This window comes from Oleidesulfovibrio alaskensis DSM 16109 (assembly GCF_000482745.1).
Taxonomy (GTDB): Bacteria; Desulfobacterota; Desulfovibrionia; order Desulfovibrionales; family Desulfovibrionaceae; genus Oleidesulfovibrio; species Oleidesulfovibrio alaskensis.
In genome coordinates this window covers 18,685-44,633 of sequence record NZ_AXWQ01000014.1, presented here as the reverse complement: position 1 = coordinate 44,633, position 25,949 = coordinate 18,685, and the positions used below count along the sequence as shown (strand labels likewise).

General features: G+C 58.7%; 20 protein-coding genes. 13 read left to right on the top strand and 7 right to left on the bottom strand.

The window, feature by feature from the left end; all coding sequences use genetic code 11:
* The first annotated feature begins 1 nt into the window (after nucleotide 1).
* The 8 genes from rseP to H586_RS0109310 all read left to right on the top strand — a co-directional run bounded on the left by rseP (nucleotide 2) and on the right by H586_RS0109310 (nucleotide 9,329).
* Complete coding sequence (gene rseP, locus H586_RS0109345; RefSeq protein WP_027181894.1) at nucleotides 2-1,084, top strand: RIP metalloprotease RseP; 1,083 nt, start codon at nucleotides 2-4, stop codon at nucleotides 1,082-1,084.
* A gap of 9 nt (nucleotides 1,085-1,093) precedes the next feature.
* Nucleotides 1,094-1,939 (top strand): tRNA (adenosine(37)-N6)-threonylcarbamoyltransferase complex dimerization subunit type 1 TsaB, encoded by an 846-nt coding sequence (gene tsaB, locus H586_RS0109340; protein WP_051363960.1) that lies wholly within the window; start codon nucleotides 1,094-1,096, stop codon nucleotides 1,937-1,939.
* Between the two features lie 266 nt (nucleotides 1,940-2,205).
* A complete protein-coding gene (gene fliD / locus H586_RS0109335) occupies nucleotides 2,206-3,933 on the top strand; it encodes a flagellar filament capping protein FliD (protein WP_027181892.1) in 1,728 nt (575 codons plus the stop codon).
* Between the two features lie 21 nt (nucleotides 3,934-3,954).
* Nucleotides 3,955-4,815, top strand: a complete 861-nt coding sequence (gene fliS / locus H586_RS0109330; protein ID WP_011367147.1) for a flagellar export chaperone FliS — start codon at nucleotides 3,955-3,957, stop codon at nucleotides 4,813-4,815.
* Between the two features lie 213 nt (nucleotides 4,816-5,028).
* Nucleotides 5,029-6,207, top strand: coding sequence for a glycosyltransferase family 4 protein (locus H586_RS0109325; RefSeq protein ID WP_027181891.1), 1,179 nt, complete (start codon nucleotides 5,029-5,031; stop codon nucleotides 6,205-6,207).
* The gene (locus tag H586_RS20075; protein WP_051363959.1) at nucleotides 6,200-7,480 is read left to right on the top strand and encodes a glycosyltransferase; all 1,281 of its coding nucleotides are present in this window, start codon (nucleotides 6,200-6,202) and stop codon (nucleotides 7,478-7,480) included. Before H586_RS0109325 ends, H586_RS20075 begins: the two co-directional genes overlap by 8 nt.
* 76 nt (nucleotides 7,481-7,556) lie before the next feature.
* Complete coding sequence (locus tag H586_RS21050) at nucleotides 7,557-8,972, top strand: YIP1 family protein (protein WP_027181890.1); 1,416 nt, start codon at nucleotides 7,557-7,559, stop codon at nucleotides 8,970-8,972.
* A gap of 21 nt (nucleotides 8,973-8,993) precedes the next feature.
* Nucleotides 8,994-9,329 (top strand): hypothetical protein, encoded by a 336-nt coding sequence (locus H586_RS0109310; protein ID WP_011367143.1) that lies wholly within the window; start codon nucleotides 8,994-8,996, stop codon nucleotides 9,327-9,329.
* Between the two features lie 282 nt (nucleotides 9,330-9,611).
* Here H586_RS0109310 and H586_RS0109305 read toward each other — a convergent pair whose 3' ends face one another.
* The 6 genes from H586_RS0109305 to aprB form a co-directional block, all read right to left on the bottom strand.
* A complete protein-coding gene (locus tag H586_RS0109305) occupies nucleotides 9,612-10,352 on the bottom strand; it encodes a hypothetical protein (RefSeq protein ID WP_011367142.1) in 741 nt (246 codons plus the stop codon).
* Between the two features lie 71 nt (nucleotides 10,353-10,423).
* On the bottom strand, nucleotides 10,424-11,578 hold the full coding sequence (gene qmoC, locus H586_RS0109300; RefSeq protein ID WP_011367141.1) for a quinone-interacting membrane-bound oxidoreductase complex subunit QmoC: 1,155 nt from the start codon (nucleotides 11,576-11,578) through the stop codon (nucleotides 10,424-10,426).
* Between the two features lie 13 nt (nucleotides 11,579-11,591).
* Complete coding sequence (locus H586_RS0109295; RefSeq protein ID WP_011367140.1) at nucleotides 11,592-13,862, bottom strand: hydrogenase iron-sulfur subunit; 2,271 nt, start codon at nucleotides 13,860-13,862, stop codon at nucleotides 11,592-11,594.
* A gap of 6 nt (nucleotides 13,863-13,868) precedes the next feature.
* The gene (locus H586_RS0109290; protein WP_011367139.1) at nucleotides 13,869-15,107 is read right to left on the bottom strand and encodes a CoB--CoM heterodisulfide reductase iron-sulfur subunit A family protein; all 1,239 of its coding nucleotides are present in this window, start codon (nucleotides 15,105-15,107) and stop codon (nucleotides 13,869-13,871) included.
* A gap of 158 nt (nucleotides 15,108-15,265) precedes the next feature.
* Entirely contained in the window at nucleotides 15,266-17,260 is a 1,995-nt protein-coding gene (gene aprA, locus H586_RS0109285; protein ID WP_011367138.1) for an adenylyl-sulfate reductase subunit alpha, read from the bottom strand.
* Between the two features lie 45 nt (nucleotides 17,261-17,305).
* A complete protein-coding gene (gene aprB, locus H586_RS0109280) occupies nucleotides 17,306-17,794 on the bottom strand; it encodes an adenylyl-sulfate reductase subunit beta (RefSeq protein WP_027181889.1) in 489 nt (162 codons plus the stop codon).
* A gap of 621 nt (nucleotides 17,795-18,415) precedes the next feature.
* On the opposite strand from aprB, the gene H586_RS0109275 reads away from it, so the two are divergent.
* From H586_RS0109275 to H586_RS20070, 3 genes are all read left to right on the top strand, one after another.
* A complete protein-coding gene (locus H586_RS0109275) occupies nucleotides 18,416-20,071 on the top strand; it encodes a 3-phosphoshikimate 1-carboxyvinyltransferase (RefSeq protein ID WP_027181888.1) in 1,656 nt (551 codons plus the stop codon).
* Nucleotides 20,031-20,291, top strand: coding sequence for a hypothetical protein (locus H586_RS0109270; RefSeq protein ID WP_011367135.1), 261 nt, complete (start codon nucleotides 20,031-20,033; stop codon nucleotides 20,289-20,291). Before H586_RS0109275 ends, H586_RS0109270 begins: the two co-directional genes overlap by 41 nt.
* Before the next feature lie 72 nt (nucleotides 20,292-20,363).
* The gene (locus tag H586_RS20070) at nucleotides 20,364-20,834 is read left to right on the top strand and encodes a pyridoxamine 5'-phosphate oxidase family protein (RefSeq protein ID WP_011367134.1); all 471 of its coding nucleotides are present in this window, start codon (nucleotides 20,364-20,366) and stop codon (nucleotides 20,832-20,834) included.
* Between the two features lie 127 nt (nucleotides 20,835-20,961).
* Here H586_RS20070 and H586_RS0109260 read toward each other — a convergent pair whose 3' ends face one another.
* Entirely contained in the window at nucleotides 20,962-22,152 is a 1,191-nt protein-coding gene (locus tag H586_RS0109260) for a pyridoxal phosphate-dependent aminotransferase (RefSeq protein ID WP_011367133.1), read from the bottom strand.
* Nucleotides 22,153-22,384: 232 nt separating this feature from the next.
* On the opposite strand from H586_RS0109260, the gene H586_RS0109255 reads away from it, so the two are divergent.
* A complete protein-coding gene (locus tag H586_RS0109255) occupies nucleotides 22,385-24,139 on the top strand; it encodes a SulP family inorganic anion transporter (protein ID WP_011367132.1) in 1,755 nt (584 codons plus the stop codon).
* Nucleotides 24,140-24,412: 273 nt separating this feature from the next.
* Entirely contained in the window at nucleotides 24,413-25,942 is a 1,530-nt protein-coding gene (gene ffh / locus H586_RS0109250; protein WP_027181887.1) for a signal recognition particle protein, read from the top strand.
* Nucleotides 25,943-25,949 lie beyond the last annotated feature (7 nt).

Here is a 25,949-nt window from a genome sequence, read left to right as displayed (position 1 = left end):
TATGGTAAGCACTCTTTCCGTCATTCTTGTCATCGGCGGACTTATTTTCTTTCATGAACTCGGCCACTTTGCAGCAGCACGCAGTCTCGGTATCGGGGTCAAGACCTTTTCACTGGGCTTCGGGCCGCGGCTTTTCGGCTTCCGCCGCGGGCAGACGGATTACCGTCTGGCACTGGTTCCGCTGGGGGGCTATGTGCAGCTGGTGGGCGAACAGGATGAAGCCGACCTGCCCGAAGGATTCAGCAGGCACGAAAGCTTTGCCCTGCGACCGGCATGGCACCGCATGATTGTCATTGCCGCCGGTCCTCTGTTCAACTTTCTGCTGGCCTGGCTTCTGTACTGGGGGCTTTTCTGGGTTCAGGGCCAGATGTTTCTGGTACCCGAAGTGGGCGGCGTGCAGGACGGCAGTCCGGCACAGCACGCAGGCATCCGCAAGGGTGACCGCATTCTCACCATACAGGGCCGCACCATAGAATACTGGAGCGATGTCTCCGAAACCATCAGCGCGGGCAGCGGCGCCCCTGTGGAAATAGTCATCAGCCGTCCTGCCGCCGCCGGGGCGCAAACCCTCACGCTTTCCGTGAAACCGGAAGAGCAGGTGCGTAAAAACCTGTTCGGCGAAGACGAGCACGCCCTGATCATCGGCGTGCATGCATCGGGTGCCACGCTGCACAAGCCACTGGGTCCGGTGGACGCCTTGACCAAAGGCGCAGTGCACACATGGGATATGATCGCCCTCACCGGTCAGGGATTTCTCAAGCTTTTCCAGCGGGTGGTACCGCTGGATACCGTCGGCGGGCCCATAATGATCGCGCAGATGGTTACCGAACAGGCACAGAACGGCCTTTCTCCCCTGCTGGCGCTTACCGCGCTTATCAGTGTGAACCTGGGCCTGCTCAACCTGCTGCCCGTGCCCGTGCTTGACGGCGGTCACCTGCTGTTTCTTTCGCTGGAAACCATTTTCCGGCGGCCCGTACCCCAGCGGATACAGCACCTGACCACACAGGCGGGGCTGGTGTTGCTGCTCATGCTCATGGCGCTTGCCACGTTCAACGACATCGCCCGTTCACTATTCACCCAGTAACGCAATTCCATGAAGACACAACGTAACGAAACTTCCGCGCCGCAGGAAATAACACTGGTACTGAATGCCGCCGAAGGCAGGCTGCAGGTTGCCGCAGGCAATGCCTGCGCCGACGGCACACAGCAGGCCGGACTGTTGTTTTCTTTTGAAATGACCGTACCGCGGCAGGGAACGGAAATCCTTGCTCCGGCCATACAGGACGCCATGAAACGCATGCGGGTGTCCATGCAGCAGATCGGCCGCATTGCCGTTGTAAACGGTCCGGGCGGTTTTACCGGTCTGCGGCTTGCCCTTTCCACGGCGCTGGGCATGGCACGGGCGCTCAATGTACCCTGCGCGGGAGTATCCTACACGGCGGCGCTGGCAGCGGATGCGGCTGCGGTGCTGCACGCCGCGGACTGCGGCTCCCCCCTGCTGTGGGCCGTGCTGCACGCCCGGCGTGATCAGGTGATGGTACAGGGGTTCAGACCCGACAACACCGGCACAGCCGTCCCCCTGCATCCGGTCACCACCTTCGGTGTAGCCGACGCGTGCTCGCATATGGCCGCGGTCACACAATCCTGCGGCTGCAAGGCCTGCCTTTTCGGCAGCGGCGTGCAGCGTAACGCCGAAGCCATATGCCGGCACCTGACCGCGGCGGGTATCAGCCACTCGCTGCTTCCGGCACGGTTCAGCCATGTGCGGCCCGAGGCGCTGCTTGCCGCCACGGCAGACGCGGTATGGAGCCATGAGCCGGTCGAGCCGGAATACGTGAGGGGCTGCGACGCGGAGGAAAACCTGCCGCGCATGGCCGCTGCCCGCGGCATGCAGCCCGAAAAAGCCGTTGAAGCCCTGCACAGGCTCACGACATCCTGATGAACCGGCGTTGAAATACGCAGGCAATACTGAACTTCAGGCCGTCACAGCGTGGCGGCCTTTTCATTGCAGCCGGCAGTCGGCGGCACACGGCAGGTAAAGTTCTGCCGTGTGCCGCCGATAAGTGATACAGGGTGGCACGGACATGCCCCTGCAGCGTCCCTTGCGGAGTTATTTTGGCGCCGGAGGCCGGCTGCATGGCATTTTCCTTGCATTTGACCCTGCGGGCAACCCCGTTCAGGAAAAAAATGCCCGAGGTGTGAAATATGGCTACAGAACTGCTCTCAGGCGGCATCCGGTTTGACGGTATTTCTTCCGGCACCGATTTCAGCTCCATGATCGATCAGCTGAAAAAGGTGGAAAGCATCCAGAAAAACCGCATGGAACTGTGGAAAGGCGACTGGGAAAAGCGCCTCGAAGCGTTTCAGGATATCCGTACAGAAATAGGCAAACTGAAGACCATTGTTGACGGCATGGACACCATCAGCGAGTTCATGACCAAGACAGCGGCCTCTTCTGACGCCAGCATAGCCACAGCCAAAGCCAATACTCAGGCGCTTGAAGGGTCGTACAAGCTGGAGGTCGGCCAGCTGGCAACCAATGCCATTCTGACCTACCAGAACGGATTCAGCGACAAAAAAGCCTCCATCAACACCTCGGGGAGCACGCAGGAATTCGTATATTCTTACAAGGGCAAGCAGCATACCATCTCTGTTGCCAACGGCACCACGCTGGAAGGGCTGGTCAACATGATCAACAAAGACTCCCAGAATCCGGGAGTCAGAGCCTCGCTTATCAAAACGGGCGATCAGTACATGTTCCAGCTCAAAGGGATGGATCTGGGGGCGGGCAACACGCTCAGCATCGATTCTTCCACCTCGCTGACAGCCTTTGACCTTGACCCTGCGTTCTGGCACCAGCAGGCACCGCAAAACGCCCAGTACCGCATCAACAACTGGCCGGGCGGTTCGTGGCTGGAATCATCCAGCAACACACTGACCGAAGCCATAGAAGGGCTGACCATCAACCTGCGTGATACCGGCGTGACACAGGTTTCCGTGGACACCGACATTGATAAGATCATTGAAAACGTCCATGCATTTGTGGACGGCATGAATGCAGTACGCACCAAAATTAAAGACCTGACCAAGGTCAGCGACGCAAAAAAACGGGAAGACGCCACCAAGGCCACCAGCCAGTTTGATGCGGAAAAAGGCTCTGTTCTTACAGGCAACTACGGTGTGCAGCTGGTTTCATCACGCCTGAAGCAGATCACATCGAACCGCTCGCCGGGATTCGATTACCAGTACGAGGAAGACGGTAAGACTAAGGGTGATATTTACAGCTCGCTCGCTCAGATAGGCATACTGACCAACTCGGATGAAAGCTCGGTCAACAACGGCCTGCTGGAAGTGGACGACGTGAAGCTGCGTGAAGCGCTGGAAAAAACACCGGACGAAGTTGCCGCTCTGTTTGCCGCCAGCGGTGAAGGGCTTTCAGACAGTGCCGACTTTTCGTACGAATCGCACGTCAACGGCATCACCAAGCCCGGCAAATATGAAGTTGCATACGAAATCGACGCTTCCGGCAACATTATAAACGCCTCCATAGGTGGCTTTGCCGCCAAGGTGGAACAGGGCAGCCACCAGATAATCGCCATGGAAGGCCCCGCAAAAGGTCTGGCCGTACGCGTGGATAACATGACGCAAGGTTCTTACAGCGACGCTGTGCGCCTGCGTCAGGGCAAAATGGGTGAAATTTCCGATACGCTGAAGGAAATGACCTCGACCGACGGCACGCTGAAAATTCTGGAACGCAACTACAAAGACATCATCTACGAAATTGAAGAAAAAATAGACCGCGAAGAGACGCGCCTGATGAAATGGGAGCAGAACATGCGCCTTAAATTCTCGCGTCTCGAAGCGACGCTGACCACATACGACCAGCAGACTCAGGCTCTCAGTTCGGCCATACAGCAGATGAACAAGAGCTAGACAGACATACAGGAGACGACCATGCAGAAGGCAGCCCATGCCTATTTCCAGACACAGGTGTCCACCACCTCTCAGGGGCAGCTTCTTCTTATGCTGTATGACGGAGCCATCAAGTTCCTCAATCAGGCAAAAGACAAGATTGCCCAGCGGGATTATGCTGCCAAGGGCATACTTATCTCCAAGGCTCTGGACGTCATAAACGAACTGGACGGCAGTCTGAATCCCGAACAGGGCCCCGAGCTGGCTGAAAATCTGCACAAGCTGTACTTTTACTGCTCCACCCGTCTGCTCAATGCCAACCTGAAGATGGACGTGACGCTGATCGACGAAGTCATCCGCATTCTGTCCGGACTGCGCAGTGCCTATGCGCAGATTATGGACACACCCGAGGCCATAGAAGCACAGAAACAGCTGGCCGCAAAACAGCGGGCAGATGCCGCCACCAAACAGCACCGCAACATGATGCCTCAGGCAGCCCCGTCCGGCGGTCCCGCACTTGGCAGCGGCGCTGCGGCCAGACGCTACGGCGCTCAGAACACGCCTGCTTCCGCACCGCAGCCTGCAGCGCAGGAAGCCGCAGCACCGGCTTTTCCCCCGGCAGGACCGGGCAGAATGGCGGGCTTCGGTTCCGCTGCCCGGCAAGGCTATGCCGCTCCTGCGCAGGCTCCCGCTGCAACGCACACCGCGCAGCAGCCCGCAGCTGCCCCCGGGCCGTCCGCACCGCAGCAGCCCGCAGCAGCCACGGAGCAGTCCGCCCCCGCGCCTGAACAGCAAGCCGGACAAGAACAGCAAGCGGCAGCAGAACAGCCGCGTCCCGCAGGGTTCGGATTCAACGCACGCAAATTCGGTGCAAATATGTACCGCAAAACAGCAGGTTCATAACGGCGGAAAAAGCCTGCCGTCTTACCATATCCCCCCCATACCGGAGCGGCTGACGCCTGCCATATTCCCCCCCAAGATGGCTGCGGTCCGGCCGCTCCGGCTTTATACAGCACCGGCGCCGACCTGAAACGGGCAACGGGCACCGCCCCGCGGTCTCTGTGCTCCTCAGGGTTTTTCTTTTCAATACTGCTGCTCTGCGCTAAGTTACCGCCTATGGGTCACTCACGCATTCCGGTTCTTCATGCCGTCAAATCACTGGGGCTGGGCGGCACCGAAAAGGTCATGCAGATTCTGGTGCAGACCCTTGCCTCCGTGCCCCGCACCCCCGATGATGTGCAGTTTGCCCCCGCCGTATGGAGCCCGCGCGACGGAGAACGCGGCGAACAGCTGCGCGAAAGCGGCATTCCCGTTTTCATCGGCGACGATATTGCCGCTGCCGTGCGCAACCACCGGCCGGCCGTTATCCATATGCACAGAGCAGGCTGGCCCGAACCCGAGCTTATGCGCCCCGTGCAGGCTCTGCGCCGCCGCACAGGCAGACGCCCCTGTGCGCTGCTGCCTGTGGTGGTCGAAACAAACGTATTTGGCAGACTGGACGATTCGCCCTCGGGACGCGATGTGGACTCGACCATTTTTGTCTCACATTTCTGCGCGGCGCGTTTCGAACATCTGCACGGCATTCCGGTACAACCGCCCCGGCGTGTGGTGCTTTACAACCCCGTGGATACTGATTTTCTGGCCGCCCGCACGCGTCCGCCGCACCAACGGGACTACAGCAGACCGGTTATCGGCCGCCTTGCCCGTGCCGACAAAGGCAAATGGTCGCAGCTGGCCCTCTCGTTTCTGCCGCATCTCGTGCAGGACTTTCCCGACCTGCAATACCGGATTGTGGGCGCGCTGGACGAAGCTGCGGAATATGTCCGCCGCCACGGGCTGGAAAACAATGTCATGTTCTGCCCGCCCCTGCGGAACGAAAGCAGTCTGGCCGAATTTCTTGACGGACTATCCGTGCTGGCCCACGCCAACGATGCGGGCGAAAGTTTCGGCCTTGCCATTGCAGAGGCCATGGCCTGCGGGCTGCCTGTGGTCACGCACCCGTGCGACGGCTGGCGCGACAACGCGCAGACAGAACTTGTGGAACACAATATCACCGGTCTGGTGGCGCAGACGCCTCAGGAGTATGCTCAGGCGCTGGCCTTTCTGCTGCGCAATCCCGACGAAGCCAGACGCATGGGCACCGCAGCACAGCAGAAGGCGGTACGCTGCTTTGACAGGCTGCACATAACCAGCCGTCTGGCCGCGCTTTATTGTCACCTGCTGGGTCTCAAACGGTCTGAAAACATGCCGGAAGCGCTGCAGCACAACCGGTGCGGAGCACACTGCCGTGACTGATTTTTCCGCCCTGCTGCGACAATACACGCTTGCCGTCCTGCCGTGGCAGCTGGGGCAGATACAGGCAGACACCGCCCGCCCTGCGGCCATGCAAATATCCTGCAGAAACAATGCAGACGGACAAAAAGCGGACGGGCAGCAGGCAGACCCCATGCGCACAACGGAATCCATGCTGCGTGCAGCACAGCGCGTACCGCACCCTCATGTGCTGCTCATGGGACTGGGCGACGGCAGCGCCGCTGCCGCACTGGCCCGGCGCCTGCCCGCCGGACGCACCCTGACCGTAGTGGAAGCCTCTCCGGAAAAGCTCCGTGCCGCTTTTCCCGACAGCACCGGCACACCGACAAACGCCGGTGCCGTATGGTGGATGCAGGGCAGGCACACCGTGCTGTGCGATACTTCCCCCAAAGCCCTGGTGTATCTGCTGCTTGCCACCGGACGCACCGCCGCCCGTTCCACCATGATGCTTAATACAGCACTGCCCCCTGCCGAAAAAACATTTTACAGACAGATTCAGCGCCTGCTGCTTTCTGCCGGTGCCGTCACGGCCCCAGCCTCTCCGCCTTGCCCTCCGGCAGAAGCTGTAAGCTTCTGCGCCATCCTGCATCCGCAGGAACCCCGGCTGGAAGAATTTTTTGCTCAGCTGCCGGACTGGCTGACCGAAGCCGTCATCGTATGGGACGCCGACCGCGTGCCCGCCGGTGTGCCACAGGCAGCCTGTACTGTGCGCCATCTGGCACGACCGCTGGCAAATGATTTTTCCCGCCAGCGCAACGAGGCACTGCGTCATGCTACAGGCTCATGGGTGCTTTTTCTTGACGGTGACGAACGCTTTGACAGCAAACAGTGGCAGGCTTTGCCCGCTGTTGTTCATGCTGCCGCAGAACATGGTGCCGGAGGAGTACTGTTTCCCCGGGTGACCTTCTGGCCGGACAAGGATACCATGCTGGCGGGATTCGGCATGTGGCCCGACATGCAGCTGCGCCTTATGCGCCGCAGCGCAGGGCTGCACTTCCGCGGACGCGTGCATGAGGTGGCGCAGGGAACAGAAGGTAATCTGGCGTTAGCACCTGCCATAACCATCAGACATCTTTCACGACTGCACAAAGACGAAGCGGCCCTTGCCGCCAAACTTGCTGTTTTCGACAATGCCGCAGGGCGCAACACCCACCGTCTCAACAAAACCTACCCCACGCTTCCCGCACAATTTTTTTCTGCCGTGGAAGCCTGTTACAACACTGTCCCGCTTATCCTGCTGGGCCCCGCCGGATAAATCAGAGTGTCTCACTTCTTGATTTGCCGCTCCACTCAACATAAACTTGGCTGATTACTTCCCCGAGGGTTAATTCATGCAGATACGTTGTCCCGAATGCCAGTTCACACGTCATGTCGACGAATCCAAAATTCCCGCTTCAGCGGCTCTTGCCACCTGCCCCAAGTGCAGACACAAATTCCGTTTCCGTGATTTTTCGCAGCAGGATGAATTTGTGCTGGAGCCCGATACCGAGACTGCAGGCCGGCATCAGGACCGACCGCCGCTACAGGATTCAGGGCAGGCCATACCGCGCCCTGTGCACACCGCAGCCCCCGCTGCCAGCGGTGACATATGGGACGATATAGCCTCATTGGGTGATAAAAAACCGCAGAGCGGACACACGGACGGCAACGACGAAGCTGCCGGAGAAATTACCGGCGCGCCAGACGACGATGCAGCATCAGCCGCCGACGGACAGAGCGCCCTGCCCACCGCCACCGGCAGCGCCGCCGCACAGGCGGACAACGCCTTTGCCGCTGTACAGAACACGCCCGATGCATCCGGACACGGCACACAGGGGCATACAACAGAAGCCGATGCCGGCAGCCCTGCCGAAGCCGCTCCGCAGCGTAAACAGTTTGATGATGTTATCGAAAGACATGCAAATGCCAGACGTGACCCGCTGGGTACGGTAAAAGCGGAAGAACACGCAGGGGATGACGATGACACTTCCCGTGCGCAACCCGACGACTTCTGGCAGAACACCCCCGCTGCAGACAACCCGGACCAGACCCGCTACAGTGACGACCCCGTCACCCGTCGGGTGGAGGCGGAAGAAGAGACTTACGCCATTCCCGACGACCTGCACGACAGGCTCAACAGGCCTGAACCGCAAGATATTCCTTGGGAATGGCCGGACAGATTCGGGTTTGTGGGCGCTTTTATGGAAACCGCCAAGCGGGTCATATTTTCACCTGCCCGTTTTTTCGGCACCATGCGTCCCGGTCTGACCATCACAGCGCCCATCACTTTTTATCTGCTGACGGGTATGTTTGAAGAACTGGCAACGCGGGGCTGGGTTCTCGCCACTGCGCGCATGTACCGCGAAGTCATTGCCGCCAGCCCGCTTGCTGATTTTTTCAATCAGATGGTCCAGTCCACAGGCAGCATTTCCATACTTCTGATGTCCGTAGTCTTTCTGGTGCTCAAGCTGATCATGCTGTCCGGTCTGTATCAGGTTTTTCTGCGGCTTGTGGGGGGCGATAAAGGCGGTTTTGTCACCACATTCCGCGTTGTGGCCTATGCCAACGCCGTCGGGCTGCTGGCACTGTTCCCGTTTTTCGGTCAGATTGTGGGGCCGCTGTGGTACTTTGCGCTCACACTTGCAGGCATCAAGCACGGACACAGAATAAGCTGGGGCAAGGCTATTTTCGCGGCACTGCCCGTTTACCTTCTTCTGCTCATTTTCATTGTTATGGTTTTACGCAACATGTTGTCGGCTCTGGTTTAACCGCCATCAGCGGGAGTAAGCATGTTCAGACGCATCAAGCGCTTTTTTTCTGAAATGCAGCAACGGCGGCGATATGCCGACCGTATCGCGCCGAACACCATAGGCAGGCTGGCGGCTGAACTGCGCGGTCTGACCGAACTTGCAGTACGCACCGGCCCGCGCCATGCGGTACCGTACGAACGCATACAGCGCATTCAGGCCGAAATGGACCAGTTGCTCGATCTTGTGGGCAGGCCGGAATTCAACAGGCTTTCGGTCCAAAGACGCCTTGAGCTGCATGACAGTCTGCTGCAGTCCCGTGAACTGCTGATAGAAAGCGTTCAGACCACTCCCGCCCCTACTGACAGACTTCAGTAGCCAGATACCCCCGGACCGAGACTCACCAGAACGTCCGGCAGCGCTGCTGCCGGACGTTTTTCTGCCCGCTGAAAGGTACTGTGCGTTCCGCGGCATACCCCGCGGCGGAGTACCCCGCTCCCCCCACTCCCCCACGGAACCGCCTCTGCACACTGCGCCGGAAAAAACACCGCACACCTGAACGTATCCGGTAAGAACACCATAAGAAAGGCCCGGCTGCATAAGCAGCCGGGCCAACCGTAGGGTGTTACAATCCGGTAAACCGGATTCTATCCTCACATATTAGAAGCCGAAGCCGTCGCCGTCGGAACCGGAAGCACCGAAACCGAAGTCCTCGGGAACATCGGAACCGGCAGGCTCATCAAAGCCTGCGGCGGCTTCTTCTGCCACTTCGGCAGCTGCAACACCGGCAGCCGCACCCACGGGCAGCGCTTTAAGCGCATCTTTCACAGCGCGCGAGACAATGTCCTTAACGCTGGATTCAATCTCATTTTCATTGATGGCCACTTTACCGCTGAATCCGGCAAGTTCCTTCTTGGTCTTGGCGGCATCGGTCTGGGCGGTATCCAGCTTGCCCTTCAGGCTTTCCACTTCTTTGCCCAGCTTTTCGGCTTCGGCCTTAAAGGGGGTCAGTTCGGCAACCTGTGCCTTCAGTGCGGCTATTTCTGCGGCCTGAGCGGCATTGGCGGCAGCATCGGCGGCCATTTTATCAAGCACGGCCGATATGCCGGCCATTTCTGCGGCGGGTATGGCCTCAATGGATACGTTGTCACCCAGACGGGCAGCCTGCTTGGCAGCCCATTCTTCAAAAACATCAGTTTCTGCAAACTCACATTTCATGAAGTCGGGGTGCATGCTGTACAGCCAGCCTCTGGCAATGGGAGCCACAGCGCCTTCTTCCACTTCGGAAAGGTCGCGCTGGGAAAGGAACCCGAGCAGGTCGGAGATGTCGGCACCGCGCTTACCGGCGATAAGGCCGAGGATAGTCTCCATTTTAAATACTCTGCGAGCTTCGTCAGACATTTCTGCCTCCTATTTCAAGGAAAAGTTTTATCGTTCTTTATCGGGGCGCCCAAAGGCACCCCGTTACGTGACTAGCGACGGCCCATCATCCGCACGTAGGTAAGTGCGGCTGTACGGTACACCAGGTGGCCCAGCTTGGACCAGGGCAGGTATGCGAACAGCATCCACACAGACACAAGGTGCAGGTAGTAGACGAAGTAGGCCACGGGAGCGATATCAGCCAGACGGAACAGCTGTGCTCCGATACCGGTCAGCGTGACAAACCAGATCACATTGAGCAGATACCAGTCGTAGTAGTTCGATCTGGTCTTCTCAGGATCCTGCTGACGGCGGCGGTGTGTGAGAATAGCCAGCCCAACAACCAGCATAATGGCGCCGATGTTGGCCAGAATTTTCACAGGGAACAGCAGCGGCATGGGGGTATGCAGCGCAATGGCCGGAATAACCTTTCCGCCCCAGTGTCCTGCGGCCACAATGGCGGTGACGATCATCAGAATGATGAAGCTGTAGAATACAGCCATGTGTCCCACCTTGCGGTCGGAACGGTCGTCACCGCAGTCCTTGAACTTGGAATGGGTCAGAATCTCTTCTCTGAGCACGTCCACCAGATGCAGAATCCAGTGCTTGGTTTTGCCCAACACCAGCGTTTTGCCTTCCGGTTTAAACGAAGCAATCAGATTTCTTGTGCCTTTCCAGAATATGCCCACCATACTGAAGAACGTAACAATAAAGATGGGGTCTATGGTGAAATCGCCGGGGAACAGCTTTCCGAAAACGATGGTGCCTTCGGGAATCACAGTACCGTTCACGCTGGCCATGATCATCCAGACCACTGCCCACAGCACGGCCGGAATGCCGAACAGAATAGGCAGATACTTGGGCGAGCTCATCCATTTACCGACAATGGAAGGCTTTGTAAGGCGCTGATAGGCCATGTTGCGCAAAGCCGCCAGCAGGTCACCGGGCTTTGCACCGCGGGGGCACAGGTCGGAGCAGGTGCCGCAGTTGTGACAAAGCCAGATATCCACATTGTTGAGCAGCTTGTCGCGCATACCCCACGATGCCCACACCATCTCCTTGCGGGGGTAGGGATTGCTGGCGGGGGAGATGGGGCACGCCACACTGCAGGTGGCGCACTGATAGCACTTTTTCAGCGACTCTCCACCGACAGCTTGCAACTCCTTCACAAACTGCAGATCTGGTTCGATACGTACAGGCTGAGCCATCTTCCATCTCCTCCTAGTAACCCTTGAACGGGTTGGGGCCCTTTTCAAGGATCATGTTCATGAACTCGTCGATCATGCCGGGCAGCTTGTCGTATTCGTCGATGGCGACTTCGTACTGCTCCACGCGTTCAGGTTCCACACCAAGACGGTTGAGCGTCTCGGCAATGTTTTCCTTGCGGCGGTTGCAGATTTCAGAGCCTTTGACAAAATGGCACTGGTAATCGTCACCGTACTTGCAGCCCAGCAGCATCACACCGTCGATACCCTTTGACATGGCGTCGGCAACCCAGATTGCGTTGACCGATCCAAGGCAGCGCACAGGAATGATACGCACGTAGGGACTCCAGTGATGCCCGCGAAGTGCGGCCATATCCAGCGCAGGATAGGCGTCGTTTTCGCAGGCCAGAATGAGAACGCGGGGACCGCCGGCGTTCATGTCGTCCGGAACTTCGATCTCGCGGATCATGGAACCGATCTGATCGATGTTGTAGTTGGCGAACGAAATGACACGCTCGGGGCAGGCGCCCATGCAGGTACCGCAGCGGCGGCACCGGCTGAAGTTGGGCTTCGGCGTTCCCTTTTCATCGTCGTCCAGCGCGCCGAACGGACATTCCTCGGTGCAGCGTTTGCACTGGGTGCAACGCACGAAGTTGAATATGGGGTACGACAGGTCGCCCGAACGGGGATGTACAGCCATGCCGCGGTTGGCCGATTCGATGCACTGGATGGCCTTCATGGTGGCCCCGATGGCATCTTCTTCGGCCGCGTCCAGCATCATGGGCTGACGGACGCAGCCTGCGGCGTACAACCCGGTACGACGGGTTTCGTAGGGGAAGCAGATGTAGTTGGAATCGGCATAGCCGTCAAAGAGATCAAGGTCGGGCAGATTCGGCCCCTGACGGTAATCGAACCATACCACCGGGTCTTTGGCGGTGGAAGGAACCATACCGGTGGGCAGTACAACCATGTCCACCCTGATTTCGACATCTTCACCCATCAGGGTGTTGGCAGCGCGCACCAGCAGGCCACCGTCTTCGGCCTGTGCGACACCGGTAATGTCGGCCTTGGACATCATGACGCCCAGCTTGTCCTGAGCGGCTTTGTAGAAGCGCTCGTGTATGCCCTGCACCACCATGGAGTCGTACAGGATAAAAGCCTGTCCGTCTTCGCTGGCATCGCACACATAGCCTGCCTGCTTCAGAGCCACAACGCTGCTGATGGCGTTGGTGTACGGCAGGTGGCGCAAGGACTCAAGGTCCTTGTGCTCGTAGGAGGTCTGCTCGTCGTCTTCGGCCTCGGGCTTGGCTGCGGCGGCCTCTGCGGGTTCTTCATCGCAGACAGACGTGTAAATATCACCGCCGTCCACAAGGCCGGTATTCAGGATGAAAGCTACTCTTCTGGCTTTCAGAGTGCCTTCCTTGGCCATTTTTTCAAACTCTGCAGCGGTGACCACACCTTCGAGAGTTCCATAGCCGAAGGGAGCCATGACACCGGCATCCATGGGCTGCCAGCCGGTGGCCATCACAATGGCACCTACCGGAATTTCCTGATTGCCGTCCTTGGTTTTTACAACCGCGGTAAACTGGCCCGGCTGCCCCGAAACCTTGCGCACCTTGGCAGAGGTAAGCACAGTGATGCGCTCATTGCCTTCAACGGCAGCTATTTTCTGCTCAATGCCCGTATCGTGCACATCGGTGTAGGGATACTTCAGCGGCACGGTCTTCAAAAGCCCCTTGGCACGTCCGCCAAGTTCGGCTTCCTTTTCCACCAGCACCACATCGTAACCGGAATTGGCAGCATTGACAGCCGCGGTAAGACCGGTCCATCCGCCACCCAGCACCATGATGGTGCGCACGCTTTCCACTTCGCCGCCGCCGGCTTCTTCCATTTTGGTCAGCTTGACCACACCCATGCGGACATAGTCGGCAGCCAGTTTGAAAAGGTCTTCGTCGGCTTCGGCATCCTCGCCTGCTTCCACTTTTGCACCGTAGCCAAGAACGCCCTGCTCGCGCAGGTTAACGCGTTCCACGGTCACGCCTTCAAAGCGGTACAGGTCCCAGTCCACACGGGGCGACGAACCGATAATGAGTACACCGTCAAGTTCATTTTCAGCTATGTCCTGACGGATTTCCTGACGGGCGGTTTCCGCACCGAGCACAGGAAATACTTTTACAACAGGACACGAGCCGCCGAACTTGCCGGTCACCACATCGGAAAGCGCGTCAAGATCAAGCCCGGCGCCGATGTTGGACTTATCGAAATATACGCCTATTTTCTTGGCCATTGCTCGCTACCTCCCCTTCACCGTTTGAATCGCTTGCAGCGCGGCACTGGTGCCGGACTGGGCGGATCTCATGACATCGAGAGGCATTTTGGCACAGCCGGCAGCAAATATGCCCTTGTCCTCTCCGCCCACGATGAAGCCGTCCTCGTCAACAGGCACGTCAACGGGCAGCTTTTCGTCGGCAAGAGTGGGACGCATGCCGGTAGCCAGCACAACCATGTCGTACCGCACCTTTTTCTTTTCACCCTTCACGGCGTCTTCAACTTCCACAATCACATCGCCGGAAGCTGCATCTTCCTCCACGCCGGCCACCTTGCCTTTGACAAGGCTGATCTTTTCATCGGCGCGGACCTTGCGCATGAACTTGTCATAGCGTCCGGGGGTGCGCAGGTCGATGTAATAGACGGTGACTTCAGCGTCGGGGTACTGTTCGCGCACATAGGTGGCCTGCTTGAGCGAAGCCATGCAGCAGATGTAGGAACAGTAGTTGAGGTGATTCTGATCACGCGAGCCCGCACACTGGACAAACGCCACCTTTTTGGGAGCCTTGCCGTCAGAAGGACGACGGATGGCACCGCCGGTGGGTCCGCCCGATGCGGCAAGACGCTCAAGCTGCATGTTGCTCACGCAGTTTGCTATCTGCCCGGCACCCAGATTGGTAAGACGGGTCACATCGTACGGCTTCCAGCCCGTTGCCAGCACGATGGAGCCGACTTCCAGCTCTATCTCACGCGCCGCTTCATTCATGTCCACGGCAACGGAACGGCCCACTTTCAGCTCATCCGCCTTGGTGAGAGCTTCTTTGTCGAGCACGTATCTGTTGGGGAAAGCGAAAGGAACGCTGAGGTACAGAGGTTTGCGCTTTGCCAGACCGAAATCGAACTCGCTGGTTGATTCTCCTTCCAGAGAGGAGGCCAGAAGGCCGAGGTCGGCGCTGTAAGGTGCGGTGTGGCGCGGCTTGATGGCAACCTTTACGGTGTAGTTGCCGGCTTCACCTTTGACCGCCTGCACGGTGGCCTGAGTGAAGAACTTGATTTTAGGGTTGTTGCGGATACGCTGGTACTGGATTTCCAGTCCGCAGGACGGCGGGCAGAGCTTGGGAAAATATTTACTGAGCTGCATGACCCGTCCGCCAAGAAATGGGGTTTTCTCGACGATGAACACTTCATAGCCGACTTCGGCAGCTTCGAGAGCGGCCGTAAGTCCGCTGAACCCGCCTCCGACGACAAGTATGGAGTTCGACATTGGAGCAATCCTCCCTACGGTTTTTAGGGCCTTTTTCATCAAAACGGCCTAAGCCCAGACAATAAGCGGCGCTTACTGCCCCGGCTCAGACCGTCTGGGGTGGGGGGTAAAAAAGGGGCGGTTGCGGCAGCAACCGCCCCTGTAGCTAGCGCGCCCGCTTATGCAGGAACGATCTGGTAGTAAGGCTTCTTGAACACCTTGGTGGTGCCGGCCTTAACGTCGTATCTGGAGTTAACGAAGCACTTCCACTTGGAGTCGTCCAGACCCATGAAGTCTGCACGGTAGTAGAAGCCGGGGTAACGGCTTTCTTCGCGGAAGGCGATGTGCTGCATGTGCAGACGAACGGTCCACAGGCGGTGGTAGTTTTCCCAGCAGCGGAGCAGCTCGTGCAGGTCACGGGCAGCCAGCTTGAGGGAGTCTTCTTCCAGCATGTCCAGCAGGTGGAAGCCGGTGTCCAGAGCAGCCTGGGAGGTGGTGTAGTAGGTGCCTACGCCGCCGCCGTATTCGTCGGTGCACTTCACAAGACGCATCATGAAGTTCTTGGGAGTGATGTACTCGGGGTTCACCACGGGGTCGGTGGAAGCGTCTTTGCCAGCCAGGTAGTTGTAGTAGGGGCGGTAGATCAGTTTGGCCAGATCTTCACCCTTTTCAGCGATGGCGGGCTTGTAATCCTTGTGGTCGATGCACCAGCGGACCATCTGCTTACCGCAGATACGGCCTTCGGCGTGCGAACCGGAGGAGAACTTGTGACCGGAAGCGCCTACGCCGTCAGCGCAGGTCCACAGGCCTTCAACGGTGGTCATACGGTTGTAGACCTTGCCGTTCTTGGCGCGGACTTTGTAGTCTTCGGGCACCCATTCTTCGTCGGGACCGGAAGTCCAGATACCGCAGCAGCCGGAGTGCGAACCAAGCAGGTAAGGCTCGGTGGGCATGATTTCAGAACCGACTTCTTCGGGCTGAATGTTCATGCAGGCCCAGAGGTTAGCCTGACCAACGCACATGTCGAGGAAGTCTTCCCAAGCTTCGGACTCGAGGTGCTTCTGCTGTGCGGGGGTCATGGTTTCAAAGGTGGTCTGCAGTGCAGTCTTGGTGTCCATGTAGATGGGACCGCGACCTTCACGCATTTCACGCAGCATCATGTGGTTACGCAGGCAGGTGGGGATAACGTGTCCCTTGGCGTAGCCGCGATCTTCGTAAGGCTTCAGCATGGCACGGTTGGTCACGCAGTAGTCTTCGCCACGGAAGTTGGTGGCTTTAGCCTTGAAGAGCAGGAACCATGCGCCAACCGGGCCGTAACCGTCTTTGAAACGGGCGGGAACGAAGCGGTTTTCCATCATGGTCATTTCAGCGCCGACCTGAGCACACATGGTGTAGGTGGAACCGGCGTTCCATACGGGGTACCATGCACGGCCCATGCCTTCACCGGTGGAGCGGGGCTTGTACACGTTAACAGCACCGCCGCAGGCAACCAGCATGGCGTTGGTGCGGAAGATGTGCACCACGTTTTCACGCAGGCTGAAGCCTACAGCACCGGCAATGCGGTTTTCTTCATTGGCGTCGAGCAGCAGCTTAACGATGAAGATACGCTCCATGATGCGGTCTTCGCCCAGAGCGTTTTTAGCAGCTTCAGCAACGATGTTCTTGTAGGATTCACCGTTGATCATCATCTGCCAGCGGCCGGAGCGGACAGGAGCGTCGCCGTTGCGCAGGGACTTGCCTGCTGCCTTGGCTGCTGCACCGTCAAGGTTGTGACCGTTTTCATCTTTGATCCAGCAGGGCAGGCCCCACTCTTCAAACAGATGAACGGAGTCGTCAACGTGACGGCCGAGGTCGAAAATAAGGTCTTCGCGGACCAGACCCATAAGGTCGGTACGGACCATGCGGACGTAGTCGTCTGCGCTGTTGTCACCAAGGTAGGTGTTGATAGCGGACAGACCCTGAGCAACTGCACCGGAACGTTCCAGAGCTGCTTTGTCAATAAGCAGGATTTTCAGTTCGGGAGCATATTTGTCAGCCCAGCGCACGGCTTCGAATGCGGTGCCGCAGGCACCCATACCGCCGCCGACGAGAAGGATGTCAACGTCGTGTTCTTTGATGGTGGGCTCGGCAATGGCCACGCCCTTAACCTGTTCCTTAACGGGAATCATCGGCATGATATTTTCTCCTTAATGGGAAAAAACGTGAGTTCCAATCCGGACCTAAACAGCGGAAGCCTTGAATTCGACAGCCTTGTCGGCTTCGGCAATATCGAACTTCTGACCGAGAGCGGTTTCGGGGGCACCCAGCTCGGTTTCGGTGAAGAGCAGTTCGTTTTCGAGATCGCCGGGTTCGGGCTTACCTTCGAAGGGCTTGATGGAGCCTTCGGGGGTGGTGCGGATCGGGAACTTGAAGCGCTTCACGTTGCCGTTACGGAACTTGACAGTCCACATAATGGAGTCAGCGGAACGCATGGGGATGCTGGTGCCGCCCATGGGGGCGAAGTCAGCATAAGGACGGGCGGTGATGGCACCCTGCGGGCAAATCTTCACGCAGGAGTAGCACTCCCAGCAAGCCTCGGGTTCCTGGTTGTAAGCCTTCATTTCTTCAGGGTCCAGGATCATGAGGTCGTTGGGGCAGATGTACATGCAAGCGGTCTTTTCACCACCCTTGCATCCATCACACTTGGACGGATCAACATAAGTCGGCATACCTATTCCTCCAACACAAACGGAATTAAGGGTTTAACCTGTTTGGCCTTTATCTCCGAAAACGGATCCATCTGGATTCGATGGAGGCGCGAAAAGCAGGAGTCCGTCCCGCCTTCCGGGCCAGCACCGTGCCTAACGGAGACTTTTACGAGTTCGTTGGCCCGTGCGCTTGTGAGATATTTAACAAAGCTCACCTTACACTGTCAACAGACTTGTTCTTTTTTTTCACAACCCCGTCTCATTCCGGCTTCCCGAGCGGAAAAATCCACTTTCTGGGCTGTTCCTGAGCGCCCTGCGGTCAGGTTTTGAAACCGGTCCACTGCCATTTACCTTTAATAGACAAAGGATTCAACCCTGCCCGGCACTTTGCCAGCCCTTTTTATGCATTTTTTCACGTAGTCACCGGCTAACTGTCGCTTTTTCTTCACCCCGCATCTGCGGGCCCGCCGGACCCCCTTTCCGCCGCACACTTTGTGAACAGTTGCACATAATGTCGCGGTACCGGCATCTCCGGCCACATTCTATATTCCTCATATGACCATTTCATGGCAGAATAAGCTTGCCCCCCGAAGCGATTCACGCTAGGGGGAACGCCACATATTACCTACCGGAAGGCTTACGATGCATAATGACTCTCCCCGCCCGAGACTGCGGCGCTCTCTTGTTGAAGAAATCGCCGATCTTGATCAGGAACTGCTCGACCTACTGGCCCGTCGCAGCAGGCTTGTGGCCAAGACCCGCCGCCCCAAAAAGGAAGGCTCGGGCACTGACGAAGTAAACAACGAAAAGAAAATACGTCTTGCATGGGAACGGACAACAACCCGTTTTTCCGGCGATCAGCGCATGCTGCGCCAGCTCTTTTCGCTGCTGCAGGAACTCGACCTGACCTACAAAAAGGAAGAGGAAACCCGCACCGATTTCAACCTCGCGCCGCAGCAGAAACCTGTGGCCGTTAATATCGCCGGTCCCGGCTGCAGCCGTCAGGCCCGCATATGGACAGCCCTGTGCGCAGCCGCAGGAGCCGCCGCCCGTATTTCCAATGTGGTGGTCAACGACCGGGTGATCGATCTGGTAAAGGCGCTCAACCAGTCCGGAGCACGACTTTCGTGGGAAGCGGACACTGTCATCAGCAAAGAAGGCCCCGGGCTTGACTTTGCCGACAAGGTCATTTTCGCCGGAGACGACACGTTCAACGCCTACCTGCTGGCTTTCATGGCTCTGCCGCATACGGGCATGGTCAAATTTACCGGCGGACACCAGCTCAAACTGGCCGATCTGACCCCCATGCGTCATTTCCTGCCCTCTCTGGGGGCACGTGTCGCGCACATGGTACCCAAATCAAACGGCCTGCCCCTGCGGCTGGAAAGCGCGGGCATGCTGCCCGACAGCATCACCGTACCGGCTGAACTGCCCGAAGAAGGGCTGACCGCGCTGCTGCTGGCCGCCCCCTCGTGGGGAATCAATGTGCGCATCAATCTGGGTGCTTCGCCGCATGCTCAGGCCGTGCTGCAGGAAGTGCTGCCCGCCCTGAAAGCCTGCGGAGCCGACATACAGCACACCGGTGACGAGCTTTCCGTGCTGCCCGGGCTGCCATCCGTGCCCGAAAATCTGCGGCTGGACATCGACCCTCTGCTGGCAGCATACATTCTGGCCCTGCCCGCTTTCGCGCAGGGACGTGTACAGCTGCAGGGCCGCTGGAACAGCGCCGTGCCCGGCACTGCCGATGCAACCGCTCTGCTGCGCGCCGCCGGACTTTCCGCACAGCAGCAGGATTCCGGCGTCAGCTGCGCCCCCGCAGGCCAATGCGACCTGCAGCAGATGGCAGCGCACAACGGTCTTGCGGGCGTTCCGCAGGCCCTCCGCCCGCTGGCCCTTGCAGTGGCAGCCCACTGCGCCGCCACCGGCGGTTCGTGCACGCTGCCCGGCCTCGGCAATGCCCTGCAGAACGACATTGTATTCCGCGAAGGTGCGGACGGCTTCATCACCCGTCTGGGGCTGGACGTGCAGGAAGACACCCTTGTCAGACCTGACGGCAAACCCCAGATGCCCGCACCGTGGACCTGTCCTGACGCATGGTGGGCCATGGCCTATGCGCTTGCCGCTTTCAAACGGCCTTATTCCGCCGGACTGCGCCTGACAAACCCCGGGGTGGTGACCGACCTGATGCCTTCTTTCTGGCTGCTGTACAACGGCCTGCCCGACCCTGACATGAAGCGCAAACTCAAGGAGCCGACCGATGGAGACAAACCCGCCCGCAGACGTATCATTACCGGATAACATTCCGGATGTTGAGGCCCTCGTGGCCCGTTATGACCGCGAGCTGCAATCGGCGGATGCCGAAATAGCCCGCCTGCGTTCCGCCGAAGACCTGAAAAAGGGTATATTCTTCGCGTCGGAGATACACGCAGCCGTGCAGATGAAAAACAGCCTGACGGTCCAGCGGCAGTTCGCCGTCAACAGACTCAACCGACTGCGGATGGAGACAGCTCCATTCTGAACCGCAACCGACCTGCAAGGCGGCATTCTCCGGAATGCCGCTTTTTTTCCAGACCACCAGCCGGAGACAGCCATGCACAGGCACAACCGTGAAACAACAAGCCCCGAAACCATCGAAGCCATCCTTTCGCGCGCCACATGGTGCACAGTATCCATGGTGACGCCGCAGGGCACGCCGTATGCCGTCCCGCTCAATTACGGCCATCAGGGCACCACGCTGTATGCGCACTGCGCACTGCGGGGAACCAAACTTGACATTCTGCGGCATAACCCGCGTGTATGGGTGACGGTGGTGAGCAACGCCGTTTTTTACGACGGCGGGCCGGATGCCGGTGCCTGCAAGGCCGGAACGTTTTTTTCCAGCCTTATGGCCTCCGGTACGGCGCAGATAATCACGGCAGAAGATGAACGGCTGCACGCCATGCAATGCCTGCTGCAACAGTTCGGCATAGCTGACCGCCCTCTGGGCGATGCCATGCGTGTAACCACGCTGATACGCATAGACCTAGGCGACATAACGACCAAGGAACGCCCCGCGCCCTGAGGTCTGCTTGCGCCGCACGGGTACCGGCCGCAAAAAAAGCGCCGCCTCCCGTGAGACGGCGCCGTTATTGCCTGTACCGGCATACAGCGCAGACCGGCGCGCACTGCGGGCGCGCACCGGCGGACGGCTACGCGAAATGAGCCATGGCCCGCGCAAACCCGCCGGCACTGCGGCGGATGACTTCTTCATCCACGCAGAATGTCAGCCTGAAATAACCGGGGCCGCCGAACCCTGATCCGGGTACCGCGAGCACCTTTTCCTCCATCAGCACACGGCAGAACTCCACATCGTCGCCACCCGGCGCCTTGGGGAAAAAGTAAAACGCGCCCTTGGGCATGGAGAACTGGTATCCGGCGCCTGAAAGCACCTCGGCCATGGCATCGCGGCGCTGCGCGTACACGCCCACGTCAACCTGCGACCCCAGCGCATGCGCCATGACGTGCTGGCCGATAACCGGCGGATTCACAAAACCGAGAATGCGGTTTGTCAGCGTCAGCGCGGCCATCAGCTCCGCGCGGTTCTCCATGAGAGGCGAAAGGCAGATGTACCCCAAACGCTCGCCGGCCAGAGACAGGTTTTTGGAAAAACTGTTCACTACCACACTGAAAGGATACAGCGGCAGTACGCTGGGCACCTTTACACCGTCAAACGACAGAAAACGGTAAGGTTCGTCCGCGATGAGATAGACGGGACGGCCGTTTTCGCGGCTCTTGCGCTCAAGAAGTGCCGCAAGGGCTTCCAGTTCTTCACGGCTGTAGACAACCCCGGTGGGATTGTTGGGCGAATTGATGATCAGCGCCCGTGTTTTCGGAGTTATGCGGGCTTCCACGGCCTCAATGTCCAGCTCAAAGGTTTCCGGACGGCTCATGGCCGTTTTAAACACACCCTGATGGTTGGACACATAAAAACCGTACTCCACAAAATAAGGAGCCACCGCCAGCACTTCGTCGCCCGGTTCCAGCACAGCGCGGAAAAACGCATTGAGCGCCCCCGCGGCTCCGCAGGAAAGCAGCAGATCGCCTGCGTCAACGGGCATACCCTGTTCTGCGGATACCTGCCCGGCAAGAGCTTCACGGGCCCACTGAAAACCGCCGTTGGGCATATAGCCGAAAGCAAAAGGCTTTCCGGCATTTTCAGCCATGGTACGCAAAGCATCGCCCACCGCAGGCGGCGCGGGCAGGTCGGGGTTGCCCAGACTGAAATCACACACAGCCTGCTCGCCGTATTGTTTTTTAAGAGCGATTCCAGCCTCGAACATCTTGCGGATCCACGATGATTTTTCCAGATATCCTGCAATTTCTGCGGAAATAAGCGACATGTCCACCTCGTGCTGTCGTAATGCTTTGGCCGTTCGCCGACGGCTGTTATTTTCGGGTCGGTCCGTTTCCGATAGGCAATACCGCAGCCGTTGTCCAGCACGCGCAGCACCGCGCACGTCAGGCAGACTGATTTATGTACAATTCTTGAACAGACCGCCACTACACGCTATAGTGAAAAATGCGGCCGCGCGCACCGTGGCCGGACATCATACATCACGGAGTCATGTACACATGAAAACGGGCATCGCAGCCTTTTTCCCTTTTATGCACTGGCTGCCGGGAGTAACGGCCCGCACCCTGCGCGCAGACCTTCTGGCAGGTCTCACGGGAGCCATCATCGTTCTGCCGCAGGGAGTGGCGTTTGCCACGCTGGCGGGACTGCCGCCTGAATACGGCATATACACCGCCGTTGTCCCGGCCATCATAGCGGCGCTGTTCGGCTCTTCCATGCATCTTGTATCAGGCCCCACCACGGCCATCTCGCTGGTTATTTTTTCCAATGTCAGCACGCTGGCCCCTGCGGGCACACCGGACTACATATGCCTTGTGCTCAGTCTCACGCTGATGGCCGGCCTCATCCAGCTGGCGCTGGGGCTGGCGCGGCTGGGTTCCGTGGTCAACTTTGTCTCCCATTCCGTGCTGACGGGCTTCACCACCGGTGCGGCCATTCTCATCGCCTCAAGCCAGCTGGGCGGATTTGCCGGTCTGTCCGTGCCGCGCAGCGGTTTTCTGCCGCGCGACATGGCAACGTTCGTCTCCATGCTGCCGCAGGCCAGCTGGCATGCCGTGGCCATAGCCGCAGTCACGTTTGTCACGGCGCTTTTGGTCCGCCGCGTGGATAAACGCCTGCCCGCCATGCTTATAGCCATGGCGGCAGGAGGGCTGCTGTGTCTTGTCATTGACGGCGCAGCCAACGGAGTACGCATGGTGGGAGCCCTGCACGCCGGACTGCCGCCCTTCTCCGTGCCGGTATTCGATCCGGAACGGCTGGGCATACTTATGCCCGGAGCGCTGGCGGTGGCCATGCTGGGGCTTGCCGAGGCCGTATCCATTGCCAGATCCGTGGGGGCTCTTTCGCACCAGCGCATAGACAACAACCGCGAATTCATCGGTCAGGGGCTGTCGAACATGGTGGGCTGCTTCTTTTCGGCCTACGCGTCGTCCGGTTCGTTCACCCGCACGGGTGTCAATTACGCCACCGGCGCCCGCACGCCGCTGTCCGCCATTTTTGCGGCGGTTCTGCTGGTGGGCATGGTTTCCGTCATGGGCGGGCTGGCCGCGTATCTGCCGCTTCCGGCCATGGCCGGTGTCATCATGCTGGTGGCGTGGAACCTCATAGACATAGAGCACATCCGGCGCATCATGAGCGCGGGCAGCGGCGAGCCTCTGGTCTTTGCCGTCACGCTGCTTTCCACACTCACCGTAAAGCTGGAATTTGCTCTCATCGCCGGAGTAGCCCTTTCGCTGCTCATCTATCTGCACCGTACCATGCACCCGCACTTCATGCCCATGGCACCGGTGCTCATAGACGGCATGCGCCACATAATCAGACAGGAAAACCGCAACCTGCCCGAATGCCCGCAGCTTAAAATACTGCGGCTGGACGGCTCGCTGTTTTTCGGCGCAGCCGAACATGTGGCCGAAGAGCTGGAAAATATCGTGGCCGCCAATCCGGGCCAGAACCATATCCTGATCGTTGCCAGCGGCATCAACTTTATTGATTACTCCGGCTGCGAAACCATCTTTGAAGAACGCAAACTGCTGCAGGCCGCAGGGGTGCGCCTGTACATGTGCTCTGCCAACCCCGGCGTGCGCGCGGCCATGGAACGGCTGCAATGCGGTCCCATAATTCCCATATATGAAGACAAGGCGGAAGCCATTGCCACCATCACCCCCCAGCTAGACATGAACCGCTGCGCCGTATGCCGTCTGCGGGTGTTCCACGAATGCGCCGGACTGCCCGGCCCGGAAATGACCGCGGAGTAACCCTGTTGCCCGGACAGGGCCGGACGCAGTTCACGCCCCGTATAAGACGCAGAATGTCTGCCGGCAGCCGTACGGCACAGCCCGTACCGGCCGGTACCGCATTAAAAGACCGGCAGCCACGCAGGCAGACCGCCCTTGCGTTACAGGGGTAGTTTCCGCTACACACACGCATCTGCCGACACGGGGCGCGGCGGCCAGCGGCAACTCTGCCCTTGACTTCCTGCGCGAAGTCACTTAACGAATCGCCTCTTACGTTGTTAACTTGGGGTTACCATGTTCGATACGCTTTCCGACCGGTTGTCGTCGGTATTCAAGAAGTTCAGCGGCCAGAAACGGTTAACTGAAGAAAACGTGCAGGAAGGCCTGCGCGAAGTCCGACTTGCGCTGCTGGAGGCCGACGTCAATTTCAAGGTCGTCAAGCAGTTCATCGACCGTGTGCGCGATAAATGCCTTGGTCAGGACGTGCTCAAGGGCCTGAATCCCGCGCAGCAGGTTATCAAAATCGTCAATGACGAAATGATTGAACTGCTGGGCGGCGAAACCACGGGTCTCGACCTGCGCGGCCAGCAGCCTTATGTCATCATGATGGTGGGTCTGCAGGGGTCTGGTAAAACCACCTCCACCGGCAAACTGGCCAACCATCTGCGTAAAAGCAAAATGCGGCCGTACCTTGCACCGGCCGACGTCTACCGCCCGGCGGCCATCGACCAGCTGAAAACACTGGCGGCGCAGCTTGACCTGCCCGTGTATGATTCCACGGTGCAGATGAACCCCGTGGACATTGCCAGAAATGCGGTGGCCGCAGCCAGAGAACAGCAATGCAACGTTGTCATTCTTGACACCGCCGGCCGGCTGCACATTGACGAAACGCTCATGCAGGAGCTTGTGGCCATTAAAGAGGCCGTGGCTCCGCAGGAAATTCTGTTCGTGGCCGACGCCATGACGGGTCAGGACGCCGTGACGGTGGCAGATGCGTTCAACAACGCGCTGGACATCACCGGCGTGGTGCTGACCAAAATGGACGGCGATGCCCGCGGCGGCGCAGCCCTGTCCATCAAGACTGTCACCGGAAAATCGGTGAAATTCGTCGGCATGGGCGAAAAGCTCTCCGACCTTGAAGTGTTCCACCCTGACAGAATTGCCAGCCGTATTCTGGGCATGGGTGACGTACTGACGCTGATAGAAAAGGCGCAGACCACCATCAAGGAAGAAGAAGCTGAAGAACTGGGCCGCAAAATGCAGCGGGCCGAGTTCGACTTTGAAGATTTCCGGACTCAGATGCGCCGCATGCGCAAACTGGGTTCACTCGAAAGTATCATGAAGCTGATTCCCGGCATGGGTGCCCTGCGCGAAAAGCTGGGCGACATGCAGGTTCCTGAAAAGGAAATGGTCCGCATAGAGGCCATCATCAACTCCATGACGCCGCAGGAAAGGCGCCAGCCCATCCTGATGAACACCAGCCGCAAGGAACGTATAGCCAGAGGTGCCGGCACCACCGTGAAAGAGGTGGATAAACTGCTGAGCAACTTTGAAGGCATGCGGCAGATGATGAAGCAGGTCATGGGCGGCGGAAAAAAGAAAAAAGGCAAAATGCCCCAGCTGCCCGGCATGGGCGGCAAAGGCATGCCCGATCCTTCGGCCATGAGCGGTATGGGCGGACTGCCCGGTATGGGCGGCTTTCCCGGCATGCCCGGCATGGACGGCATGCAGCCTTCCGGTCCCAGCAAATCGGACCAGAAGAAAAAACGCGAGCAGCGTAAAAAAGACAAACAGAAAAAGAAACAGGGCAAGAAAAAAAGGTAAGATTGCG

Coding starts and splice junctions, on each gene's coding strand:
- rseP (WP_027181894.1), top strand. CDS start 2: ATGGTAAGCACTCTTTCCGTCATTCTTGTCATCGGCGGACTTATTTTC.
- tsaB (WP_051363960.1), top strand. CDS start 1,094: ATGAAGACACAACGTAACGAAACTTCCGCGCCGCAGGAAATAACACTG.
- fliD (WP_027181892.1), top strand. CDS start 2,206: ATGGCTACAGAACTGCTCTCAGGCGGCATCCGGTTTGACGGTATTTCT.
- fliS (WP_011367147.1), top strand. CDS start 3,955: ATGCAGAAGGCAGCCCATGCCTATTTCCAGACACAGGTGTCCACCACC.
- H586_RS0109325 (WP_027181891.1), top strand. CDS start 5,029: ATGGGTCACTCACGCATTCCGGTTCTTCATGCCGTCAAATCACTGGGG.
- H586_RS21050 (WP_027181890.1), top strand. CDS start 7,557: ATGCAGATACGTTGTCCCGAATGCCAGTTCACACGTCATGTCGACGAA.
- H586_RS0109310 (WP_011367143.1), top strand. CDS start 8,994: ATGTTCAGACGCATCAAGCGCTTTTTTTCTGAAATGCAGCAACGGCGG.
- H586_RS0109305 (WP_011367142.1), bottom strand. CDS start 10,352: ATGTCTGACGAAGCTCGCAGAGTATTTAAAATGGAGACTATCCTCGGC.
- qmoC (WP_011367141.1), bottom strand. CDS start 11,578: ATGGCTCAGCCTGTACGTATCGAACCAGATCTGCAGTTTGTGAAGGAG.
- H586_RS0109295 (WP_011367140.1), bottom strand. CDS start 13,862: ATGGCCAAGAAAATAGGCGTATATTTCGATAAGTCCAACATCGGCGCC.
- H586_RS0109290 (WP_011367139.1), bottom strand. CDS start 15,107: ATGTCGAACTCCATACTTGTCGTCGGAGGCGGGTTCAGCGGACTTACG.
- aprA (WP_011367138.1), bottom strand. CDS start 17,260: ATGCCGATGATTCCCGTTAAGGAACAGGTTAAGGGCGTGGCCATTGCC.
- aprB (WP_027181889.1), bottom strand. CDS start 17,794: ATGCCGACTTATGTTGATCCGTCCAAGTGTGATGGATGCAAGGGTGGT.
- H586_RS0109275 (WP_027181888.1), top strand. CDS start 18,416: ATGCATAATGACTCTCCCCGCCCGAGACTGCGGCGCTCTCTTGTTGAA.
- H586_RS0109270 (WP_011367135.1), top strand. CDS start 20,031: ATGGAGACAAACCCGCCCGCAGACGTATCATTACCGGATAACATTCCG.
- H586_RS20070 (WP_011367134.1), top strand. CDS start 20,364: ATGCACAGGCACAACCGTGAAACAACAAGCCCCGAAACCATCGAAGCC.
- H586_RS0109260 (WP_011367133.1), bottom strand. CDS start 22,152: ATGTCGCTTATTTCCGCAGAAATTGCAGGATATCTGGAAAAATCATCG.
- H586_RS0109255 (WP_011367132.1), top strand. CDS start 22,385: ATGAAAACGGGCATCGCAGCCTTTTTCCCTTTTATGCACTGGCTGCCG.
- ffh (WP_027181887.1), top strand. CDS start 24,413: ATGTTCGATACGCTTTCCGACCGGTTGTCGTCGGTATTCAAGAAGTTC.